Genomic DNA, 17667 nt, shown 5'->3' on the forward strand with positions numbered 1-17667 from the left:
GGGCCGGAGTTTCGTCCATGATCCCCGTCATTTTCGGCCTGTCCGGCCCGGTGCTGACCTCCGACGAGCGGGCATTCTTCGCCTCGATCGAACCGGCGGGCTATATCCTGTTCAAGCGCAACATCGTCGACCGGGCGCAGGTTCGGGCGTTGACCGACGATCTGCGCGCACTGGCGGGGCGGGACGATCTGGCGATCCTGATCGATCAGGAAGGCGGCCGTGTCGCGCGCATGGGGCCGCCCGAATGGCCCGCTTTCTCCGCCGGGCCGGTCTTCGCGAAGCTGTACGAGACAGCGCCGATGTCGGCGATCCAGGCGATGCGCGCCAATGGCCAGGCACTGGGCGTGATGCTGCGCGAGGTCGGGATCACCGTCGACTGCGCGCCGCTGCTCGACGTGGCGCAAGCCGACACCACCGAGGCGATCGCCTGCCGCGCCTATGGCACCGAGCCGATGCAGGTGGCCGCATTGGGCCGCGCCATGCTGGAAGGGTTGGCGGCGGCGGGTGTGGTCGGCGTGGTCAAGCATATGCCCGGCCATGGCCGCGCGCTGGTCGACTCGCACCATTTGCTGCCGACCGTCACCGCCGACGAGGCGGCGCTGGAGATCGATCTCGAACCCTTCATCACGCTGTCGGGCGCGCCGATGGGCATGACCAGCCATATCGTGTTCGAGGCCTGGGACGCCGAGCGCCCCGCCACCCTGTCGCCGACTGTGATCGAGCGGATCATCCGGGGGCGGATCGGTTTCGAGGGCCTGTTGATGACCGACGATATCGACATGAAGGCGCTGTCGGGCACGGCGGGCGAGAAGGCGGCGGGGGCCTTGGCGGCGGGATGCGACCTCGTCCTCGATTGCTGGGCGCGGATGGACGAGATGGTCGAGATCGCCGGGCGCGTGCCGCTGATCACCGAAGCGGCGCGGGCACGGCTGGACCGTGCGATGGCGAGCGTCGGTGCGGGCGCGGGCGACTTTGCGGAGCTGATCGCGCGCCGCGATGCGCTGCTCGCGCTGGCGGCGTTGGAATAGGTAACGCCCTAATCCTCCCCAAGCTTGCTTGGGGAGGGGGACCCTCGCGCCAGCGATGGTGGAGGGGCGGGACGAACCGGCCAAGCCCTCCACTACGCCCTGCGGGCGCGGTTCCCTCCCCCTCGAAGATGGGGAGGAATTGGAAAGAGCCGATCTCCTTTCTCCATCGGTCTGGCGCCCGCCACGCGCCGTCTCGCCATCCCGCATCATCGCCGCTAAGCAATGGGAGATGACGGGGGAACAGCTGACGCTTGATCTGGACGGGTGGGAAGGGCCGCTCGATCTGTTGCTGTCGCTGGCCCGTTCGCAAAAGGTCGATCTGCGACAGATCTCGATCCTGGCGCTGGTCGAGCAATATCTGCGCTTCGTCGACAAGGCGGGGCGGATGCAGCTGGAGCTGGCGGCCGATTATCTGGTGATGGCCGCCTGGCTCGCCTATCTTAAATCCTCGCTGCTACTGCCTCGCCAGCCCGAGGAGGAGCCCGACCCCGAGGAAATGGCGTTGCGCCTGCAACTCCGGCTGGAGCGGCTGGCGGCGATGCGCGAATGCGGCGCGCGGCTGATGGCGCGTGATCGACTGGGCCGCGATGTCTTCCCGCGTGGCGCGCCCGAAGGGCTGGCGGTGCAGCGCAAGGCGATGTGGCAGGCCGAGCTGTACGACCTGATTTCCGCCTATGGCCGGATCAACGCGCGCACCCGCCCGGTCATGCACGTCGTCGCCGACCGGCAGGTCATGACGCTGGAGGCGGCGCTGGAGCGGGTGTCGATGCTGGTCGGCAGCCGGATCGACTGGTCGGCGATCGAGACCTTCCTGCCCGACGGCAGCGAGCGGTTGCGGCGGTCTGCGCTGGCGTCGAGCTTCCTCGCGGTGCTGGAACTGGCGCGGCAGGGCAAGGTCGAACTCCGCCAGGCCGCGCCGTTCGCGCCGCTGATGATCCGCCAGCCCGCGCCATGACCGAGATCGACCCGATCGTGCGCGCCGTCGAGGCGGTGCTGTTCGCCTCGCCCGAGCCGATGAGCGTGGATTCGATCCGCGCGCATGTCGGCGTCGGCAGTCGTGGGGGCAAGGGCGGCGGCGATATCCGTGCGGCCCTGGAACAGTTGGAGGCGCAGTATCGCGGGCGCGGCATCATGCTCGTCCGGCGCGGCGACCGCTGGCATTTCCAGACCGCGCCCGATCTCGCCCATTTGCTCCGCCGCGACCGCGAGGAAGCCCGCCGCCTGTCGCGCGCCGCCATCGAGACGCTGGCGATCATCGCCTATCAGGAACCCGTCAGCCGCGCGGAGATCGAGGCGATACGCGGCGTCGCCATCTCCAAGGGGACGCTCGACGTGCTGATGGAGGCGGGCTGGGTGCGTCCCGCCGGACGACGCGAGGTCCCGGGGCGGCCGCTCATCTATGCGACGACGCCCGCCTTTCTCCAGCATTTCGGGCTGACCAGCAGGCGGGACCTGCCGGGGTTGGAGGATCTGCGTGCCGCCGGGCTGCTCGATCCGGTCGATCTGGCGCTGGAGCGGATGGGTGATGAGGATATGCCCGACGCGTCCCCGGATTCGAGTGAGGAGGAACGCGATTGAGCGCTTTCCTTTGCGTCATGGCCGCGTCACAATGCTCCGCCACGGCCCTCGCATCCCCGATCGGGGGCCATGCCATCGCTCGACCATTGCCGCTGGCCCATTGCCGCTGGTGATGCCAAAGCCTAGATAGATAGAAATTCCAGGAGACGTGCCATGGGCAGCTTTAGCCCGATCCACCTTCTCGTCCTCGCAGTCGTCGCGATCCTTCTGCTCGGCGGCGGGCGTTTTTCCAACCTGATGGGCGACGTCGCCAAGGGTGTGAAGAACTTCAAGAAGGGCATGGCCGAGGAAGACGAGACGCCCGCCAAGCCGTCGGCGCGTATCGAGGCGCAGAAGTCGGCCGAGCCCGCCTTCGATCGCGATGGCGAGCGCGTGCGCGACGATCGCTGATCCCGGTCCGTTAAAGCCAGCAGCGGACTTTCATGTTCAACATCGATTCCAGCGAGTTCCTGCTGGTCGCCATCGTCGCGCTCGTCGTGATCGGTCCCAAGGATCTGCCCAAGGCGATGCGCGTCGTCGGCTATTGGGTGGGCAAGGCGCGCGGCGTCACGCGCCAGTTCCGCCAGGGCTTCGACAATATGGTCCGGGAGGCCGAGTTGGAGGAAATGGAGAAGCGCTGGGCCGCCGAGAATGAGCGGATCATGCGCGAACATGCCGCCGACACGCCTCCGCATGTCGATGCCGAAGCAACCCCTTCGGCGGCGACCCCGGCGGCGGCCTTGCCTGATCACACGACGCCTGACCACAAGACGCCCGATGCGACGCATGGCGATGCCCATGCGGATCACAGCGATCGCCCGGTGATGGTCGAAAAGCCCGTGGTCGCGCCCGCACCCGCCAGCGAGCATCCCTCGCGCGGCACCGAGGGGGCGGCATCGTGAGCGACCAGGAAGACATCGATGCCAGCCGCGCGCCCCTGCTGGAGCATCTGATCGAGCTGCGTCGGCGGTTGCTCTACTGCATCATCGCGGTGGGCTTGGCCTTTGGCGTGTCGATGTATTTTTCGGAATTCATTTTCGGCTTCCTGGCCAAGCCGCTGCTGCGCGCCGGGCAGGGGACGCTGGTCTATACCCAGATTTTCGAGGCGTTCTTCGTCCAGGTGAAGGTCTCGTTCTTCGCCGCGATGATGATTTCCTTCCCGGTGATCGCCAACCAGCTTTGGCAGTTCGTCGCGCCGGGTCTGTACCGCAAGGAAAAGAAGGCGCTGCTGCCCTTCCTGCTGGCGACGCCCGTGCTGTTTCTGATGGGGGCGGCGATGGCCTATTACATTGCCATCCCGATGGCGCTGCACTTCCTGCTGGGTTTCGACGGCATGGTGGGCGGCGTGAAGCGCGAGGCGCTGCCCGCGATCGGCAATTACCTGTCCTTCGTCATGCAGTTCCTGTTCGCCTTCGGCCTGGCCTTCCTGTTGCCGGTCCTGCTGATGCTGCTGGAGCGGGCCGGGATCGTAACCCGCAAGCAGCTGATCGGCGCGCGGCGTTATGCGATCGTCGCGGCGACGGCCGTGGCGGCGGTGCTGACCCCGCCCGACCTGATGTCGCAGGTGCTGCTCGCGGTGCCGCTCATCATTCTCTACGAGCTGGCGATTATCGGCATCTGGTTCACCGAGCGGGCGCGGTCGAAGCAGGCGGCCGTGGAAGAGGATGCCGACGCGGTGGCGTGATCGGGCTGGAGTTTGGAATTGTGAGGGTCTCGGTGAAAGCCGAGGCCCTTTTTTGTTGGGCTGATGGGGCGTGGCCTTCGACTTCGCTCAGGCTGAACGGCGGTTGGGATTTTGCCCTTTCCCCCGCTGCGTTCAGCTTAAGCGCGGTCGAGGGCCATGGGTGGCAGCGCTGGCGTCCGTAATCGTCATGCCTGCCATGGGTGGAAAGCGGCCTTCGATCTGCGTAGCGTGCCGCCCTATGCGTAATGCCAAGCGAACGGAAAGCGGGAGGATCTCGGTCGAAGGAGAGGACTTCGCATGGCGCCTGCATCGCGAGCCGCAATGGTGCACTGCCGATGGTTGGCGTGGGATGGTGCTTGCCGTTCGTCATGTCGATGGCCAGCGGGAGGCACTGGTCGAGTGGCCGATGCCAAAGGCCGCGAGTCACAGCGTGCCTTATCGTCAGCGCCCGAAGATTGATGCGCCGCTGCTCAATCGCGCCGTGACCGCTGCCATTCAGGCCGGTTGGCAACCGCTTTCACGTGGAAAGCCCGTCAGCGTGCTGGTGGAGTAGTTCCGCGAGCGAAGGTTAGCGGAACGATCGGTTCTCGGCGAAAACGGACGTTGCGGTAACGAAGGATTCGTTGAAAGCCATCGCTCGCCCCCCTCGGCGTTCGGCCATGCATCGCAACGGAATGTCGAGTTTTGGGCGAAAGCAGATCGTCAGGTTGATGGCGAAAATAACGGAACCACCTCCGCCCCAAGAAGAAAAGGGCCCCGGCGGAAACCCGCCGGAGCCCTTTCGCAATGTCAACCGGGTGAAGGCTTATTTCGCGTCGTTCGCCGTCTTGGCGACGGTGTTGCCCGCCGAGCTCACGTCGCGACCGACGCCCTCGACCGTGTTGCACGCGCTGACCAGCAGCGCACCGGCAACGATGGCCAGACCCATGAGCTTACGCATTCTCAGTCTCCTCGATGAATTCCGTCGCCGATCAATGCGTCAGGCGTGCAATCGTTCCGCCTCTGTTACGGACGCTGCATCAGATATCGGTGGAGGGAGGGCGAAGGCCCTGAAAAGATTAAGGCCTGGAAGCGTCACCGGGGGGGGGGAGGGTGGACGCTTCCAGGCCTATGGCTTGGACAGCGAGAGCGGGGGGGCATAAGTTCGCTATCCGAAGAGCAGAACACATTGCCAAGGCAGGGGTTCCCGCCTTTTTAACGACCGCCGATCTTTTTTCGAAAAGTCAGTCGCGCCCGACGATCGGGATGGCGATCTCATAGGCGCCGACCAGCGGATCGTGATGCAAGGGCGCGCGCAGCTGCCGTGCCAGCCCCTCCATGACCCGGCCATAGCGCTTGCCGATCAGGTGGCGCAGCTCGTCCGTCTCGACCAGCGCGCGGGTGACGACGCGGACGACCGCGCGGCCCTCCTGCTCGGCGGGCTTGATCGCCACGCGGATCTGCGCGGCCGGATCGCAGTTCATCGCCAGCTCGATCGTCTCGGTGACGAGGAAGGCAACGGCGACCGCCACGTCCTGGTTGACGAGCAGGGGCGCGACGTCGAGCGAGATGCCGATCCCGGCGGCGTTTTCCGGCGCGGTGGCGCGGATATTGGCGGCGAGTTCACCGATCATCGTGCGCAGGTTGAGGCCGCGATTTTCCTCCAGCTCGGCGAAATGGTGACGATGGACCACCGCCAGCGCATCGACCCGCCGCTGGATCGAGGAATAGGCGGCCATCGCCTCCGGTCCCGTCGCGCCGCGCGCATGGAAGTTGATGAGGCTGGAGATGACCTGCAGGTTGTTCTTGACCCGGTGATGGACCTCGCGGGTTAGCTTGGTCTGGCGCACCAGCCCTTCCGCCAGGCCCGCCTCGTGCGTGGCAACGGTGCGGGTGATCGCCTCGAACGTGTCCGCCAGATCGCGGATTTCCTGCGCGGGCGCGGCCTCGACCCCGGAAATGTCGAGAACTTCACCCGGTTGATAGGTCGCGACGATGGCGCGCAACTGACGCAGCGGACGGATCAGCAGTCGGTCGACGATGAACCAGCCCAGCACGACGGCGGCCAGCCACATCAGCAGCGGCAGCGCGAGCGCCACGATCAGCGAGGACGTGATCGGCGCACTCGGCGTGGAAGTGCGCAGGACCAGCCCGGCAATGCCCAGCTCGGTCCGCATCGACTTCATCCGCTCCAGCGCACCCTGGCGGGAAAGCTGCTTGATGGGCAACAACTCGCCGTCCAGCTCCAGCACCGACTCGATCGGGCTGGTCGGGTTGCTCTGGTCGACCAGCGACTGGAGGAAGGGCAGGGGGAAGAAGGCGCGGGCTTGGGCACGGCCGTCCTGGCTGGCGACCGACAGGACCAATCCCTTGCCGGGAAGGATGTCGGCTCCGATCGGCGAACCGTCGACGGGCGTGGGCAAGGCCGCGGGCAGCGGATCGCCGCATAGGACCTTGCCCGCTCGGTCGGTGATGAGGAAACGCGCGCCGGTCATCGACTGCTGCGCAAACACGCCCTGGGCGCGCGCGCAACTCGGCATATCGAGCGGATCCTGGCCCATGGCGCGCACGGCGACGCGCAGCGCCGTCATGTCGCCCATCAGCTCGGTGGCGATGGCGCGTGCGTCTTCGTTGGCGGCGATACGCAACCGGCCGCTCGCCTCGCTATCCGCAAGCCTGGTCGTCTGGAGCGTCGCGAAGATCGCGATAGCTGCCAGGATGAACAGGGTGCTGCCCAGCACGAGCACGAGCTTCGCGCCCGTCGTGAGGCGGGGCGGGGCAGGGCGGAGGCGTTCGGGAGCCTCGATGTCTTGGGGAGGTGTGCTGGCCATTCAGCCGGACGTTCAGTCCAGCTTGCTGAGAAGGTCAAGCATCTCGGCAGGAACCTGCTCGTCCACCGTCTTCTGATACGCCTGGCGAAGGGCCGAGCCCGCATCTTTCTGACCGCCCTTCGGGGGCGTGTCGGACGGCGTGTTCTTCGTCTTGTTGCCCAAACTCAAAATATCCCCCTGCACGACCCACTAGCGGGGCAACCGACGCAATGGCGGCCATGGGCACTGCCGGTTGGCGTCATGCCTGGGCCATAGTTGATGTGGCGATGAAACCAAATTCGATCTTGTTGGTTCCCGATGCGATACGAAAAAACCAAAGGGCGCGTCCATAGGGTGTGTCGGATGGGGATTTCGGGAAACGGCATTGAAAACATGCGCGGGGGTCAGCACATCAGGCGTCCGCGAATACCTCAGGGAGTGATTATTACCCATGTCGCTTGGACAGCAGCTTGCGCCCCATCTTCCCTTCCTGCGGCGCTATGGCCGGGCCCTGACCGGCAGCCAGATGCACGGCGACAAATATGTCCGCGCCACGCTGGAGGCGATCGTCGCGGCCCCGGACCAGTTTCCGCGCGACGTCGATCCACGCCTTGGCCTGTACCGCATGTTCCAGGGCATCTGGTCGTCGGCCAATTATGACGAGCTGGACAATGACGGCATCGACGCCGACGGCAATGAGGGGCTGGCCCGCGCCCGCCTCGCCCGGATGACCCCGTTGTCGCGTCAGGCGCTGCTGCTGACCGCGATGGAGGGCTTCACGCCTGAGGACGCGGCCTATCTGATCGACGTGGAGCCGAGCGAGGTCGAGAACCTCGTCTCCGAGGCGCTGGCCGAGATCGAGAAGCAGACCCGCGCCCGCGTGCTGATCATCGAGGACGAGCCGATCATCGCGATGGATATCGAGACGATCGTTCGCGACCTGGGCCATGAAGTCACCGGCGTCGCCGTCACCCGCGACGAGGCCGTGGCGCTGGCCATGGAGGATCGCCCCGGCCTGGTTCTCGCCGACATCCAGCTGGCCGATGACAGCTCGGGCATCGACGCGGTCAAGGACATCCTGGCCGAATTCGAGGTTCCGGTGATCTTCATCACCGCCTTCCCCGAGCGCCTGCTGACCGGCGAGCGTCCGGAGCCGACCTTCCTGATCACCAAGCCATTCCAGCGGTCGACCGTGAAGGCCGCGATCAGCCAGGCGTTGTTCTTCGACCAGAGCACCGTTCCGGCCGAATAAGAAAGACCTACAGTTACGGACCCAAAACGGTTGAGAGGCGTTGAGGTGGACATGGCTGATTCCAATGAACCCATTCATGTCGCCAAAGAGGATGCCAGGGCAGGGTCGACGCCGCATGTGACGCGGTACATCCTGCCCATCTCGCTGGTGCTCGTGATCGCGATCTTCGCCTTTCTGGTGCTGCGCTGACACGAGCCTCCTCGATTAGCCCTTTGGGACGGCTGGCTATTTCAGGGTTGGCCCCTTATGTTTCGAAACGGTCGCGAGGGCGGCCGTTTCCGATGATCGGATTTTCATGACGCAGCCAATGACGCGGGACGAATTCGAGGACGACGCACCCGATGCGCCCGTCGAGCACGTCGCGCTCCCCGACTCCGAATTCAAGGCGGAACTGGCACGTGTCATCCCCCATCTTCGCGCCTTCGGCCGCTCGCTATCGGGCAGCCGCGATCTGGCCGACGATCTGGTGCAGGAAACGCTGCTCAAGGCATGGGCCGCGCGCAAGCGGTTCCAGGCGGGCACCAACATGCGTGCCTGGACCTTCATCATCCTGCGTAACCTGTATCTGTCGCAGATGCGTCGTGCACGCTTCAAGGGCGAATGGGACGATCTGGTCGCCGATCGCATCCTGGCGGCTCCGGCCAGTCAGGATCGCCACGTCGAACTGGGCGATATGCAGCGTGCGCTGATGCACCTGCCGCAGCCGCAGCGCGAGGCGCTGATCCTCGTCGGTGCCGGTGGCTTCGCCTATGAGGAAGCGGCCGAAATCTGCAACGTCGCGGTCGGCACGATCAAGAGCCGCGTGGCGCGTGGGCGAGTCGCGCTGGAGGCAATCCTGACCGAAGGTTCGCTGCCCTCACGTCGTCTGCATGAAACCGACAGCAGCAAGACCGCGCTGGACAGCATCATGGGAGATGTCGACCAGTTAAGCGGCGGGCGGTAAGCGCCTTTACTTTCGGGCTTTAATAGATGGCCGTCCCGGTTCTGGTCGGGGCGGCTTTTTTGTGTCGGAATGGGTCGGCTTGACAGTGATCGCAAGACCTTGTCCGATCCGGCCATGCGCATGCTTGCCCTGATCGTCTCCGCCTTTCTGCTGACGGCGGCCACGCCGCCGGTCCCGGACGTCCTCAAACCGTATATCAAGGGCGATCGCTTCGATCCGGGTGATTATAAATGGATGAAGGGGCGCTTTCCGGATGCAACGCCGGAGGAAAAGGCGCAGTCCGAACAACTGAAATCATGGCTGAACGCCTGTTTTGACTCGGATCAGGTGGAAAGGCGGGCTGAATTGCTGGCCTTGAATGTAGCGGATCCGAAGTTGAACGGAATGGATTTTCGCGACGGGTTATGCGCGCAGGTTGCGTCGGCCCCTTCCGCAGAGCTCTGGCCAAACTTCGCTGCGTTCCAGCGTTCGGTGCAGATGGCAACGCCACTTGCCGACACCTATCTTATGGCGGTGAAGGTAGCCCAACAGGTTGGGGCGGCATCGTCACCCAAAATGGCTGATTTGCTTAAGGCAAGAGTGATCGGTGACCAGATGCTGCGCTTTGGAGTTGGCTGGGGTAGCGGCGAGATGTCCATGGCTCCGGCCGTTTCCGCCGACGTGAAAGCCATCATCGAAGCACGGCTCAGCTTGGCTTTGGCTGTGGAAGATCGTTCCAACACCGAGTGGCTGAAACGAATCGTTCGTGAACAAGGCTGGCCTAAACGCTCCGAGGTCGGCGAGGGAGCAGCCGGGAAGGCTTGGTTGCTGGTCCAGCACGCCGATGCCGATCCGACCTTCCAACTTACGTCTCTGCGTTTGATGGAGCCGCTCGTGTCATCCGGTGAAGTCTCGAAGGGCGACTATGCCTATTTATACGACCGCGTGATGCTCAAGATCACCGGCAAGCAACGTTATGGAACGCAGGCTATGTGCCTCGACGGTAAGCGCGTCGTCCAACCTTTGGAGGATGCCAAGGCCGTTGATCGACTTCGGGGCGAAGCTGGGCTGCAGCCGCTGGCGAATTATTTGAATGGCATGAACACTTCATTCGGAGAATGCCCGACTTCGTCGTCTGCTCATCACCAGTAGTAGCGTATCTGCTACTGGGAACGCCGGTCCAGCCGCGCCAGCAGCCGCACCCAGTGATCCGGCAACCGCACCGGCCGGGAATAGGCCGAGCGGAGCGCACAGCCGATATCGTCCGTGCGCTGCGGCGCGCGGACGATGCGGATGTCGCTGGTCCCGGATTCGGTGCTCATCATGGCAACATAACCGATCGCGGCTTGACAAGTTGCAAATCATCTGATGCGCATTTGTTAACGGGATCGAAAGTGTTTCTTTCGCCACACCCCGCGGGGTAGAAGCAGGGCCATGAGCAGCCTGTCCTCGTCCGCCTTGCCCGATGCCGTCGGCCGTGCCCGTCGGCATTCGTCCTTTCTGGCGATGCTGCTCGACCGGGAGCCGGAAATCGAGGCGGCGGCGCTGGCCGGAGAGTTGCTCCCGCCGCCCGTCGTGGCGGAGGACTTGCCGGTCGGTACCCGGTTGCGTCGTGAGCGGCGCGCGCTGGCGCTCACCGTCGCGCTGGGCGATCTGTCCGGGCTGCACGACCTGACCGAGGTGACGCACCGGCTGACCGATTTCGCCGACCGGTCCCTCGACCGCGCGATCCGCGCCGCGATCGAGGAGCGCACGCCGGGCGCGGAGCCGGTCGGTTTCGCCGCCATCGCGCTGGGAAAGCAGGGGAGCCGTGAACTCAACTATTCCTCCGATATCGATCCCATTCTGATCTTCGACCCCCAGACTCTGCCCCGTCGTCCGCGCGAGGAACCGGAGGATGCGGCGGTGCGCATCGGCAAGCGGGTCGTCGAATTGCTCCAGGCGCGCGATGGCGAGGGCTATGTGCTGCGCGTCGACCTGCGGCTTCGGCCCTCGCCCGAAGCGACGCCGATCGCGATCCCCGTGGAGGGGGCGATCGCCTATTATGAAAGCCAGGCGCTGACCTGGGAACGGGCGGCGTTCATCCGCGCGCGGGCGGCGGCGGGCGACCTCGCGCTGGGGCAGCGTTTCCTGGATGCGATCCGCCCATTCGTGTGGCGGCGTGCGCTCGATTTCGGCGCGGTCGGCGAGATTCGCGACCTGACCCGGCGCATCCGCGACCATCATGCGCAGGGGCAAGCGATGGGGCCGGGTTATGACCTGAAGCGCGGGCGCGGCGGCATCCGTGAGATCGAATTCTTCGCGCAGATTCACCAGTTGATCCATGGCGGCCGCGACCCCGTGCTACGGGCACCCGCCACCCGCGACGCGCTGGCGACACTGGCCGAGTCGGGGCGGATCGATGCGGGGCAGGCGGCGGCGCTGACCGACGCCTATGTCCTGCTGCGCACGATCGAGCACCGGGTCCAGATGATCGACGATCGCCAGACCCATCAACTGCCGTTCGGCGACGGGCTGGGCCGGGTCGCGCAACTCCACGGACTGCCGGATGGCGATGCGCTGATCGCCATTCTGGCACCCGTCACCGAACGGGTCGGGTGCTTCTACGACGCGCTCGACGCCGATGAGCGGCCCCGACTGCCGCATGACCCGGTCTTGCTGAACGCGCGGCTGGCGGCGGCGGGGCTGCACGATATCGAGGCGGCGGCGCGGCGGATCGCGGCATGGCGTGGCGGCGACTATCCCGCGCTTCGCAGCCCGGCGGCACGCGAGGCGTTGGACGCGGTGCTGCCCACACTGGTTGAGGCACTCGCCGAGGCCCCCGATCCCGATGCCGCGATCCTGAAGCTCGATTCGCTGTTCGAACGGATGACGAGTGCGATCAACATCTTCCGCCTGCTGGAGGCGCGGCCGGGGCTGGCCAGCCTGACCGTCGCGATCCTCAGCCATGCCGCACCGTTGGCGGCCGACCTGGCGCGGCGGCCCGCGCTCCTCGATGGGCTGATCGATGCCTCCGCCTTCGAGCCGTTGCCCGCCGTGAAGTTCCTCGAACGCGCGATGCGCGGCGGCGAGAGCGGGCAGGATTATCAGGATCGCCTCGACCATGTCCGCCGCGTCGTGGGCGAGTTGCGGTTCGCGCTGGGGGCGCAGATCGTTGCGGGGCGGGCCGATCCGCTCGAGGTGGCGGGTGGCTATGCGCGCGTCGCGGAAGCGGCAGTCGGCGTCTTGGCGCAGGCGACGGTCGATGAATTCGTCGCGGCGCATGGCCGGGTGCCGGGTAGCGAATTGGTGATTCTGGCGCTCGGGCGGATGGGGGGCGCGGCGCTGACCCACGCCTCCGACCTCGACCTCGTCTATCTGTTCACCGGCGATTTCGCAGGCGAGTCCGATGGGCCGAAGCCGCTGGGGGCGACGCTCTATTACAACCGGCTGGCGCAGCGGGTGACGGCGGCGCTGTCGGTGCCGACCCAGGCGGGGCCGCTCTATCCGGTCGACACGCGGCTGCGCCCATCGGGCACGCAGGGGCCGCTGGTGGTCTCGGTCGAGAGTTTCGCGCGGTATCAACGCGAAGACGCCTGGACCTGGGAGCATATGGCCTTGACCCGCGCCCGGCCGATCTTCGGCTCGGCAGAAGCGCGGGCGGAGGTGGCCGCGATCGTCGCCGGTGTCCTGAACGGCAACCGCCCGGCCCGTGACGTGGCGACCGAGGCGGGCGACATGCGCGCCGAAATGGCGCGGCACAAGCCGCCGCAGGGGCCGCTCGACATCAAGCTGCTGCCCGGCGGACTGGTCGACCTGGAGTTCGCGGTGCACCGGGTGCAGTTGATCCATCGGACCGGGTTCGACCCCGATCTGGGCCGGGCCATCGGCGCGCTGGTGGTGCAGGGGCTGATGCCGCCGTCCATGGCGCAGGCGCATGACGTGCTGACTCGCGCGCTGGTGTCTTTCCGCCTGTTGGTGCCCGATGGGCAGGAGCCGCCCGAGCCGACCCGCCCGCTGATCGCGCGCGCCATGGGCCTGCCCGATTGGGCGACGGTGGTTGCCACGCTGGAGGCGACACGGCAGGAGGTCGCCCAGGTCTGGCATGGAGATGGTGATGCAGCAGGGTGATGCGATTCCGGCGGTGACGGTCACCACCGCGAATGACGAAAAGCTGGCGCTGGGCGATCTGACCGGGCCGCTCGTCGTCTATTTCTACCCCAAGGACGACACCAGCGGCTGCACGCGCGAGGCGCAGGACTTCACCGCGCTGGCGGCGGACTTCGCGGGCGCGGGCGTGCGGGTGATCGGTATTTCCAAGGACAGCCCGGCCAAGCACCGCAAGTTCACCGAAAAATATACGCTGGCGGTCGAACTGGTCAGCGACGAGGACGGCACGGCCTGCGAGGCGTTCGGCGTCTGGGGGGAGAAGAAGCTCTACGGCAAGACCTATATGGGCATCGAGCGGGCGACCTTCCTGTTCGATCGTGACGGCAAGCTCGCCCAGAGTTGGCGCAAGGTGAAGGTGCCCGGCCATGCCGAGGCCGTGCTGGAGGCGGCGCGCGTACTTTGACGACGATCGCTCAAGCCTGCGCAGCCGTCCTGCGCGAAAGCGATCCGCTGGCCAAGGTGCGGTTGGCGCGGGCGATGGCGCGCGGCTGGCGTCGCGGCGCTCTGGCGCATGACTTCGATGTCGCGATGCCCGATGCGCCGGGGCGGCCCGACCGGCCCGAATTGCTGCCGCCCAACCGCATGCCCAAGCGCGGGCGGGGTGGTTCGGAAAAGGGGCGGATCGCGCTGCTCCACGCGCTGGCGCATATCGAGTTCGCGGCGATCGACCTGGCCTTCGACGCGGCGGGCCGGTTCGGCGGGCAGTTCCCGCGCACCTTCGTCGACGACTGGATTTCGGTCGGCGCGGATGAGGCGATGCACTTCGCCGTCCTGCATCGTCGGCTAAAGACCTTGGGGTCGGGTTACGGCGAACTGCCTGCCCATGCGGGCCTCTGGGAAGCGGCGGAGGAAACCGCGCATGACGCCATGGCGCGGCTGGCCGTCGTGCCGATGGTGCTGGAGGCGAGGGGCCTCGACGTCACGCCGGAGACGGTCGCACGCTTCCGCGCCGGGGGCGACGAGGCGTCGGCGCGCATCCTCAACCGCATCTATACCGACGAGATTCGGCATGTTGGATTCGGCGCGAAATGGTTTGGTTATCTGGCCGCCCGGCATGACATCGAACCCGCCGAGCATTGGCGAATGCTGGTCCGCCGCCATTTCCGGGGGGCGGTTAAGCCACCGTTCAACGTTTCGGCGCGCGATACAGCCGGTTTGACGCGCGATTTCTATGCGCCTCTTGCGGACGAGGAACCCATAAAGGCACAAGCTGACCGTCTGTAACGCGGTGGGGCTGCGACACAGCATAGGATGAACGAAGCCGGGCTTTTCCGACTGCGGGATCGTTCGGCGACAAGGGTTCGGGGTTCGATGAATCAACTGGCACTCTCGGGTAAATCGATTGCATCGCGCGTCCGCTCTGTTTTCCTCGCTACCCTGATCGTCGGTTTTTCGGGCGGTCTGTCCGGCCAGATGGCGATGGCCCATTCGGCACCCGCCGCTCCGGCCGCCAAGGCCAATGCCGCCGTCGGGGGCGAGTTCATCCCCGCCAACAGCGCCGAAGCCTCGGCCGACCTTCGTACCGACCAACAGTTCCGCACCCTGTTCCAGACCTGGAAGAAGATGGACGCCCGCCCGAATGGCGTCATCGCGATCCCCTCGGTCCATCCGGTCGAAAAGCTTCAGTTCACCAGCAATTTCGGCATCCGCTCCGACCCGTTCCGCGGCACCGCCGCGATGCATGCCGGGGTCGATATTCCGGGTCCGGTCGGCACCCCGATCTACGCCACCGCCGACGGCATCGTCGATCATGCGGGCTGGCAGGGCGGCTATGGCAATCTGGTCGAGGTCAATCATGGCAAGGGCATCGCGACCCGCTATGGTCATCTGTCGAAGATCCTGGTCGCCGACGGCGCCCGCGTGACGCGCGGCCAGCTGATCGCGCTGATGGGCTCGACCGGCCGTTCGACCGGCCCGCACCTCCATTATGAGGTCCGCATGGACGGCCATGCCGTCAACCCGATCCCCTTCCTGACCACCGGCGATTATCTGACCGCGTCGCAGGATCACGCGATCCACCAGATCCCCGTCTCGACCGACGGCCCCGCCGCGCAGGACTGAAGTTTATTCCTCCCCTGTAAGGGGAGGGGGACCGCTCGCAGAGCGGTGGAGGGGGATGGCGGCTAGAGGCGCCCTTTGCGGAAGCGCCCCTCCGTCAGACTTTCGGTCTGCCACCTCCCCGTACCGGGGAGGATTTAGTGGGATTGCCCCATTCGCCCCTCGCGCCTATCTCACCTCCATGGCCACCAGCATTTCCGAAATCGCGCTGACCCCGGCCGCCGCGGCGCGCGTCGCGACGATCGCCGAGCGGCAGAACAAGCCCGCCATCCTGCGTCTGTCGGTCGAAGGCGGCGGCTGTTCGGGCTTCCAGTACAAGTTCGGCCTGGCCGATGCGCCCGCCGAGGATGATTCGGTGGCGCAGACCGATGGCGTTACCCTGGTCGTCGACAGCATCAGCCTGGACCTCGTCCGGGGTGCGCAGGTCGATTATGTCGAGTCCCTCGGCGGCGCGGCGTTTCAGGTGAAGAACCCCAACGCGGCCTCGGGCTGCGGTTGCGGCACCAGCTTTTCGGTCTGACGTGAAGATCACCACTTACAACGTCAACGGGATCAAGGCCCGTCTGCCCCGCCTGCTCGAATATCTAGCCGAGGCGGATGCGGATATCGTCTGTCTTCAGGAACTGAAGGCCAGCGACGAAACCTTTCCGATCAAGGACATCGAGGCCGCCGGATATGGGGCGGTCTGGCACGGGCAGAAGAGCTGGAACGGCGTCGCGGTCCTCGCGCGCGGTGCCCAGCCGGTCGAGCGGCAGCGCGGGCTGGCAGGCGAGGATGAGGACGAACATAGCCGCTACCTCGAATGCGACGTGAATGGTCTGGTCGTCGCCTCGCTCTATCTGCCCAACGGCAATCCCCAGCCGGGACCGAAATTCGATTACAAGCTGCGCTGGATGGAACGGCTGGCGAGCCGCGCGCGGGCGTTGCTCGCGGAGGAAGTTCCCGCCGTGCTGGCCGGGGACTATAACGTCATCCCCCATGACGACGACACCTTCTCCGTCCCCGCCATGGCGAGCGACGCGCTGATGCAGCCGGAAAGCCGTCAGGCCTATCGCCGGTTGCTGGCGCAGGGGTGGACGGACTCGCTGCGGACGCGCGCGCCCAAGGGCGGGGTATGGACCTTCTGGGACTATCAGGCCGGGTCGTGGCAGCGTGATGCGGGGTTCCGTATCGACCATTTGCTGCTCAGCCCGCAGGCCGCCGACCGGCTGGTCGATGCGGGCGTCGACAAGAGCTATCGCGGCCGGGAAAAGGCGAGCGACCATGCCCCGACCTGGGTGAAGTTGCGCGATAAATAATTCCTCCCCTGCAAGGGGAGGTGGCAGGCCAAAGGCCTGACGGAGGGGTGTCACGGCCGATGGCGTGACCCATCGCTGGCGGTTACACCCCTCCACCACCGCTTCGCGGCGGTCCCCCTCCCCTTGCAGGGGAGGAATAGTTCGAACAGAGACCACCCATGCGCCGTGCCGTTTCCCTCTTGCTGCTGACCCTCGCCATCACCGCCTGCGATCAGCGCGGAAGTGCCGACGATCGTCTCGCCAACGCCGACGCGCAGGAGCGCTCCCGCCAGGAGAAGGTCGCGAAGGACATGGTCGCGCAGACCGAGGATCAGGTGCGGGTCAAGATGCTGGAACAGCGTGTGGCGGCGCTGGAGGCGCAGGTGGCGGCGATGCAGGGGGATCGCAAGCTGCTGGATGCGCAACTGGTCGAGCAGAGGCTGAACCAGATCGAGGCGGGGCGTGTGGGGGCGGACGATCCGGTACCTGCGGCGACGCCGACGCCCGCAGCGACACGTGGCCAGGGTCGCGCACCGGCGGCCCAAACTCCGTCCCAGCCACCGCCCGCGCGCAAGCCGCTGGTCCTGGACCTGCGATAGCGGCGCGGGCGGTGAGGGGTTACGCCCCGGCGCGGTGGCCGGGGCGTTGCCGAAGGCTTACTTCTTCAGGTGCGCCGAGATGAACTTGTTCATCTCGAACATGGTGCACTTGTCCTTGCCGAAGACCTTCTTCAGCTTGTCGTCGGCCAGGATTTCCCGCTTGTTTTCGGGATTCTGCAGGTTGTTGGCCTTGATATAGTCCCACACCTTGCTGATGACCTGGCTGCGCGGCAGCTTCTCGTTGCCGACGATCGCGCCCAGTTCCTCGGACGGCTGGACCGGGGCGTGGATGCCGGTGCCCGTGGTTGCGGTGGCCATGATGTTCCTTCCTATAATCCTTCAGCGTCCCAGC

General features: G+C 66.0%; 23 protein-coding genes. 18 read left to right on the forward strand and 5 right to left on the reverse strand.

Translation table 11 applies throughout. From position 1 onward, the window contains the following. The first annotated feature begins 17 nt into the window (after nt 1–17). The 7 genes from GGQ89_RS08635 to GGQ89_RS08665 all read left to right on the forward strand — a co-directional run bounded on the left by GGQ89_RS08635 (nt 18) and on the right by GGQ89_RS08665 (nt 4822). Nucleotides 18–1028: a glycoside hydrolase family 3 protein gene (locus tag GGQ89_RS08635; protein WP_184105459.1), complete on the forward strand. Its 1011-nt coding sequence runs from the start codon at nt 18–20 to the stop codon at nt 1026–1028. Nucleotides 1029–1257: 229 nt separating this feature from the next. Further along, complete coding sequence (locus GGQ89_RS08640; protein ID WP_184105460.1) at nt 1258–1983, forward strand: segregation and condensation protein A; 726 nt, start codon at nt 1258–1260, stop codon at nt 1981–1983. Then, nucleotides 1980–2606: an SMC-Scp complex subunit ScpB gene (gene scpB / locus GGQ89_RS08645; RefSeq protein WP_184105461.1), complete on the forward strand. Its 627-nt coding sequence runs from the start codon at nt 1980–1982 to the stop codon at nt 2604–2606. Before GGQ89_RS08640 ends, scpB begins: the two co-directional genes overlap by 4 nt. 153 nt (nt 2607–2759) lie before the next feature. Next, nucleotides 2760–2996, forward strand: a complete 237-nt coding sequence (locus GGQ89_RS08650) for a Sec-independent protein translocase subunit TatA (RefSeq protein WP_056434199.1) — start codon at nt 2760–2762, stop codon at nt 2994–2996. Between the two features lie 32 nt (nt 2997–3028). After that, nucleotides 3029–3487, forward strand: coding sequence for a Sec-independent protein translocase protein TatB (gene tatB, locus GGQ89_RS08655; protein ID WP_184105462.1), 459 nt, complete (start codon nt 3029–3031; stop codon nt 3485–3487). After that, nucleotides 3484–4269 (forward strand): twin-arginine translocase subunit TatC, encoded by a 786-nt coding sequence (gene tatC, locus GGQ89_RS08660; protein ID WP_184105463.1) that lies wholly within the window; start codon nt 3484–3486, stop codon nt 4267–4269. The genes tatB and tatC overlap by 4 nt, the downstream gene beginning before the upstream one ends. Before the next feature lie 238 nt (nt 4270–4507). Beyond that, entirely contained in the window at nt 4508–4822 is a 315-nt protein-coding gene (locus tag GGQ89_RS08665) for a hypothetical protein (protein ID WP_184105464.1), read from the forward strand. A gap of 252 nt (nt 4823–5074) precedes the next feature. Here the strand turns inward: GGQ89_RS08665 and GGQ89_RS08670 are convergent, their stop codons facing one another. The 3 genes from GGQ89_RS08670 to GGQ89_RS08680 form a co-directional block, all read right to left on the reverse strand. Then, nucleotides 5075–5209 (reverse strand): entericidin A/B family lipoprotein, encoded by a 135-nt coding sequence (locus tag GGQ89_RS08670; protein WP_056434194.1) that lies wholly within the window; start codon nt 5207–5209, stop codon nt 5075–5077. Between the two features lie 283 nt (nt 5210–5492). Further along, nucleotides 5493–7079, reverse strand: coding sequence for a sensor histidine kinase (locus GGQ89_RS08675; protein ID WP_184105465.1), 1587 nt, complete (start codon nt 7077–7079; stop codon nt 5493–5495). A gap of 12 nt (nt 7080–7091) precedes the next feature. Further along, nucleotides 7092–7262 (reverse strand): NepR family anti-sigma factor, encoded by a 171-nt coding sequence (locus GGQ89_RS08680; protein ID WP_156884308.1) that lies wholly within the window; start codon nt 7260–7262, stop codon nt 7092–7094. Nucleotides 7263–7509: 247 nt separating this feature from the next. On the opposite strand from GGQ89_RS08680, the gene GGQ89_RS08685 reads away from it, so the two are divergent. The 4 genes from GGQ89_RS08685 (at nt 7510) to GGQ89_RS08700 (ending at nt 10384) form a co-directional block, all read left to right on the forward strand. Beyond that, nucleotides 7510–8310 (forward strand): response regulator, encoded by an 801-nt coding sequence (locus tag GGQ89_RS08685; RefSeq protein WP_042489968.1) that lies wholly within the window; start codon nt 7510–7512, stop codon nt 8308–8310. 51 nt (nt 8311–8361) lie between these two features. After that, nucleotides 8362–8499: a hypothetical protein gene (locus GGQ89_RS08690; RefSeq protein WP_042489965.1), complete on the forward strand. Its 138-nt coding sequence runs from the start codon at nt 8362–8364 to the stop codon at nt 8497–8499. A 106-nt stretch (nt 8500–8605) separates the two neighbouring features. Further along, nucleotides 8606–9253, forward strand: a complete 648-nt coding sequence (locus tag GGQ89_RS08695) for a sigma-70 family RNA polymerase sigma factor (protein WP_056434188.1) — start codon at nt 8606–8608, stop codon at nt 9251–9253. A 99-nt stretch (nt 9254–9352) separates the two neighbouring features. Then, nucleotides 9353–10384, forward strand: a complete 1032-nt coding sequence (locus GGQ89_RS08700) for a DUF6624 domain-containing protein (RefSeq protein WP_184105466.1) — start codon at nt 9353–9355, stop codon at nt 10382–10384. Nucleotides 10385–10395: 11 nt separating this feature from the next. Here GGQ89_RS08700 and GGQ89_RS08705 read toward each other — a convergent pair whose 3' ends face one another. Continuing rightward, on the reverse strand, nt 10396–10554 hold the full coding sequence (locus tag GGQ89_RS08705; RefSeq protein ID WP_184105467.1) for a hypothetical protein: 159 nt from the start codon (nt 10552–10554) through the stop codon (nt 10396–10398). Nucleotides 10555–10666: 112 nt separating this feature from the next. On the opposite strand from GGQ89_RS08705, the gene GGQ89_RS08710 reads away from it, so the two are divergent. From GGQ89_RS08710 to GGQ89_RS08740, 7 genes are all read left to right on the forward strand, one after another. Beyond that, nucleotides 10667–13342: a bifunctional [glutamine synthetase] adenylyltransferase/[glutamine synthetase]-adenylyl-L-tyrosine phosphorylase gene (locus GGQ89_RS08710; protein ID WP_184105468.1), complete on the forward strand. Its 2676-nt coding sequence runs from the start codon at nt 10667–10669 to the stop codon at nt 13340–13342. Continuing rightward, nucleotides 13329–13784 (forward strand): peroxiredoxin, encoded by a 456-nt coding sequence (locus GGQ89_RS08715; protein ID WP_184105469.1) that lies wholly within the window; start codon nt 13329–13331, stop codon nt 13782–13784. The genes GGQ89_RS08710 and GGQ89_RS08715 overlap by 14 nt, the downstream gene beginning before the upstream one ends. Next, complete coding sequence (locus tag GGQ89_RS08720; protein ID WP_184105470.1) at nt 13781–14605, forward strand: ferritin-like domain-containing protein; 825 nt, start codon at nt 13781–13783, stop codon at nt 14603–14605. Before GGQ89_RS08715 ends, GGQ89_RS08720 begins: the two co-directional genes overlap by 4 nt. Before the next feature lie 87 nt (nt 14606–14692). Beyond that, nucleotides 14693–15442 carry a M23 family metallopeptidase gene (locus GGQ89_RS08725; protein WP_056434181.1) on the forward strand — a complete coding sequence of 250 codons (750 nt, stop codon included), beginning with the start codon at nt 14693–14695 and terminating at the stop codon, nt 15440–15442. Nucleotides 15443–15620: 178 nt separating this feature from the next. Then, complete coding sequence (gene erpA, locus GGQ89_RS08730) at nt 15621–15959, forward strand: iron-sulfur cluster insertion protein ErpA (protein ID WP_056434179.1); 339 nt, start codon at nt 15621–15623, stop codon at nt 15957–15959. 1 nt (nt 15960) lies between these two features. Beyond that, a complete protein-coding gene (gene xth, locus GGQ89_RS08735; protein ID WP_184105471.1) occupies nt 15961–16737 on the forward strand; it encodes an exodeoxyribonuclease III in 777 nt (258 codons plus the stop codon). A gap of 158 nt (nt 16738–16895) precedes the next feature. Continuing rightward, entirely contained in the window at nt 16896–17315 is a 420-nt protein-coding gene (locus GGQ89_RS08740; RefSeq protein WP_184105472.1) for a hypothetical protein, read from the forward strand. 57 nt (nt 17316–17372) lie between these two features. Here the strand turns inward: GGQ89_RS08740 and GGQ89_RS08745 are convergent, their stop codons facing one another. Beyond that, a complete protein-coding gene (locus GGQ89_RS08745) occupies nt 17373–17633 on the reverse strand; it encodes an SWIB/MDM2 domain-containing protein (RefSeq protein WP_007405135.1) in 261 nt (86 codons plus the stop codon). Nucleotides 17634–17667: the final 34 nt, after the last annotated feature.

This window comes from Sphingomonas yabuuchiae, from assembly GCF_014199595.1.
In the GTDB taxonomy this organism is placed as follows: domain Bacteria; phylum Pseudomonadota; class Alphaproteobacteria; order Sphingomonadales; family Sphingomonadaceae; genus Sphingomonas; species Sphingomonas yabuuchiae.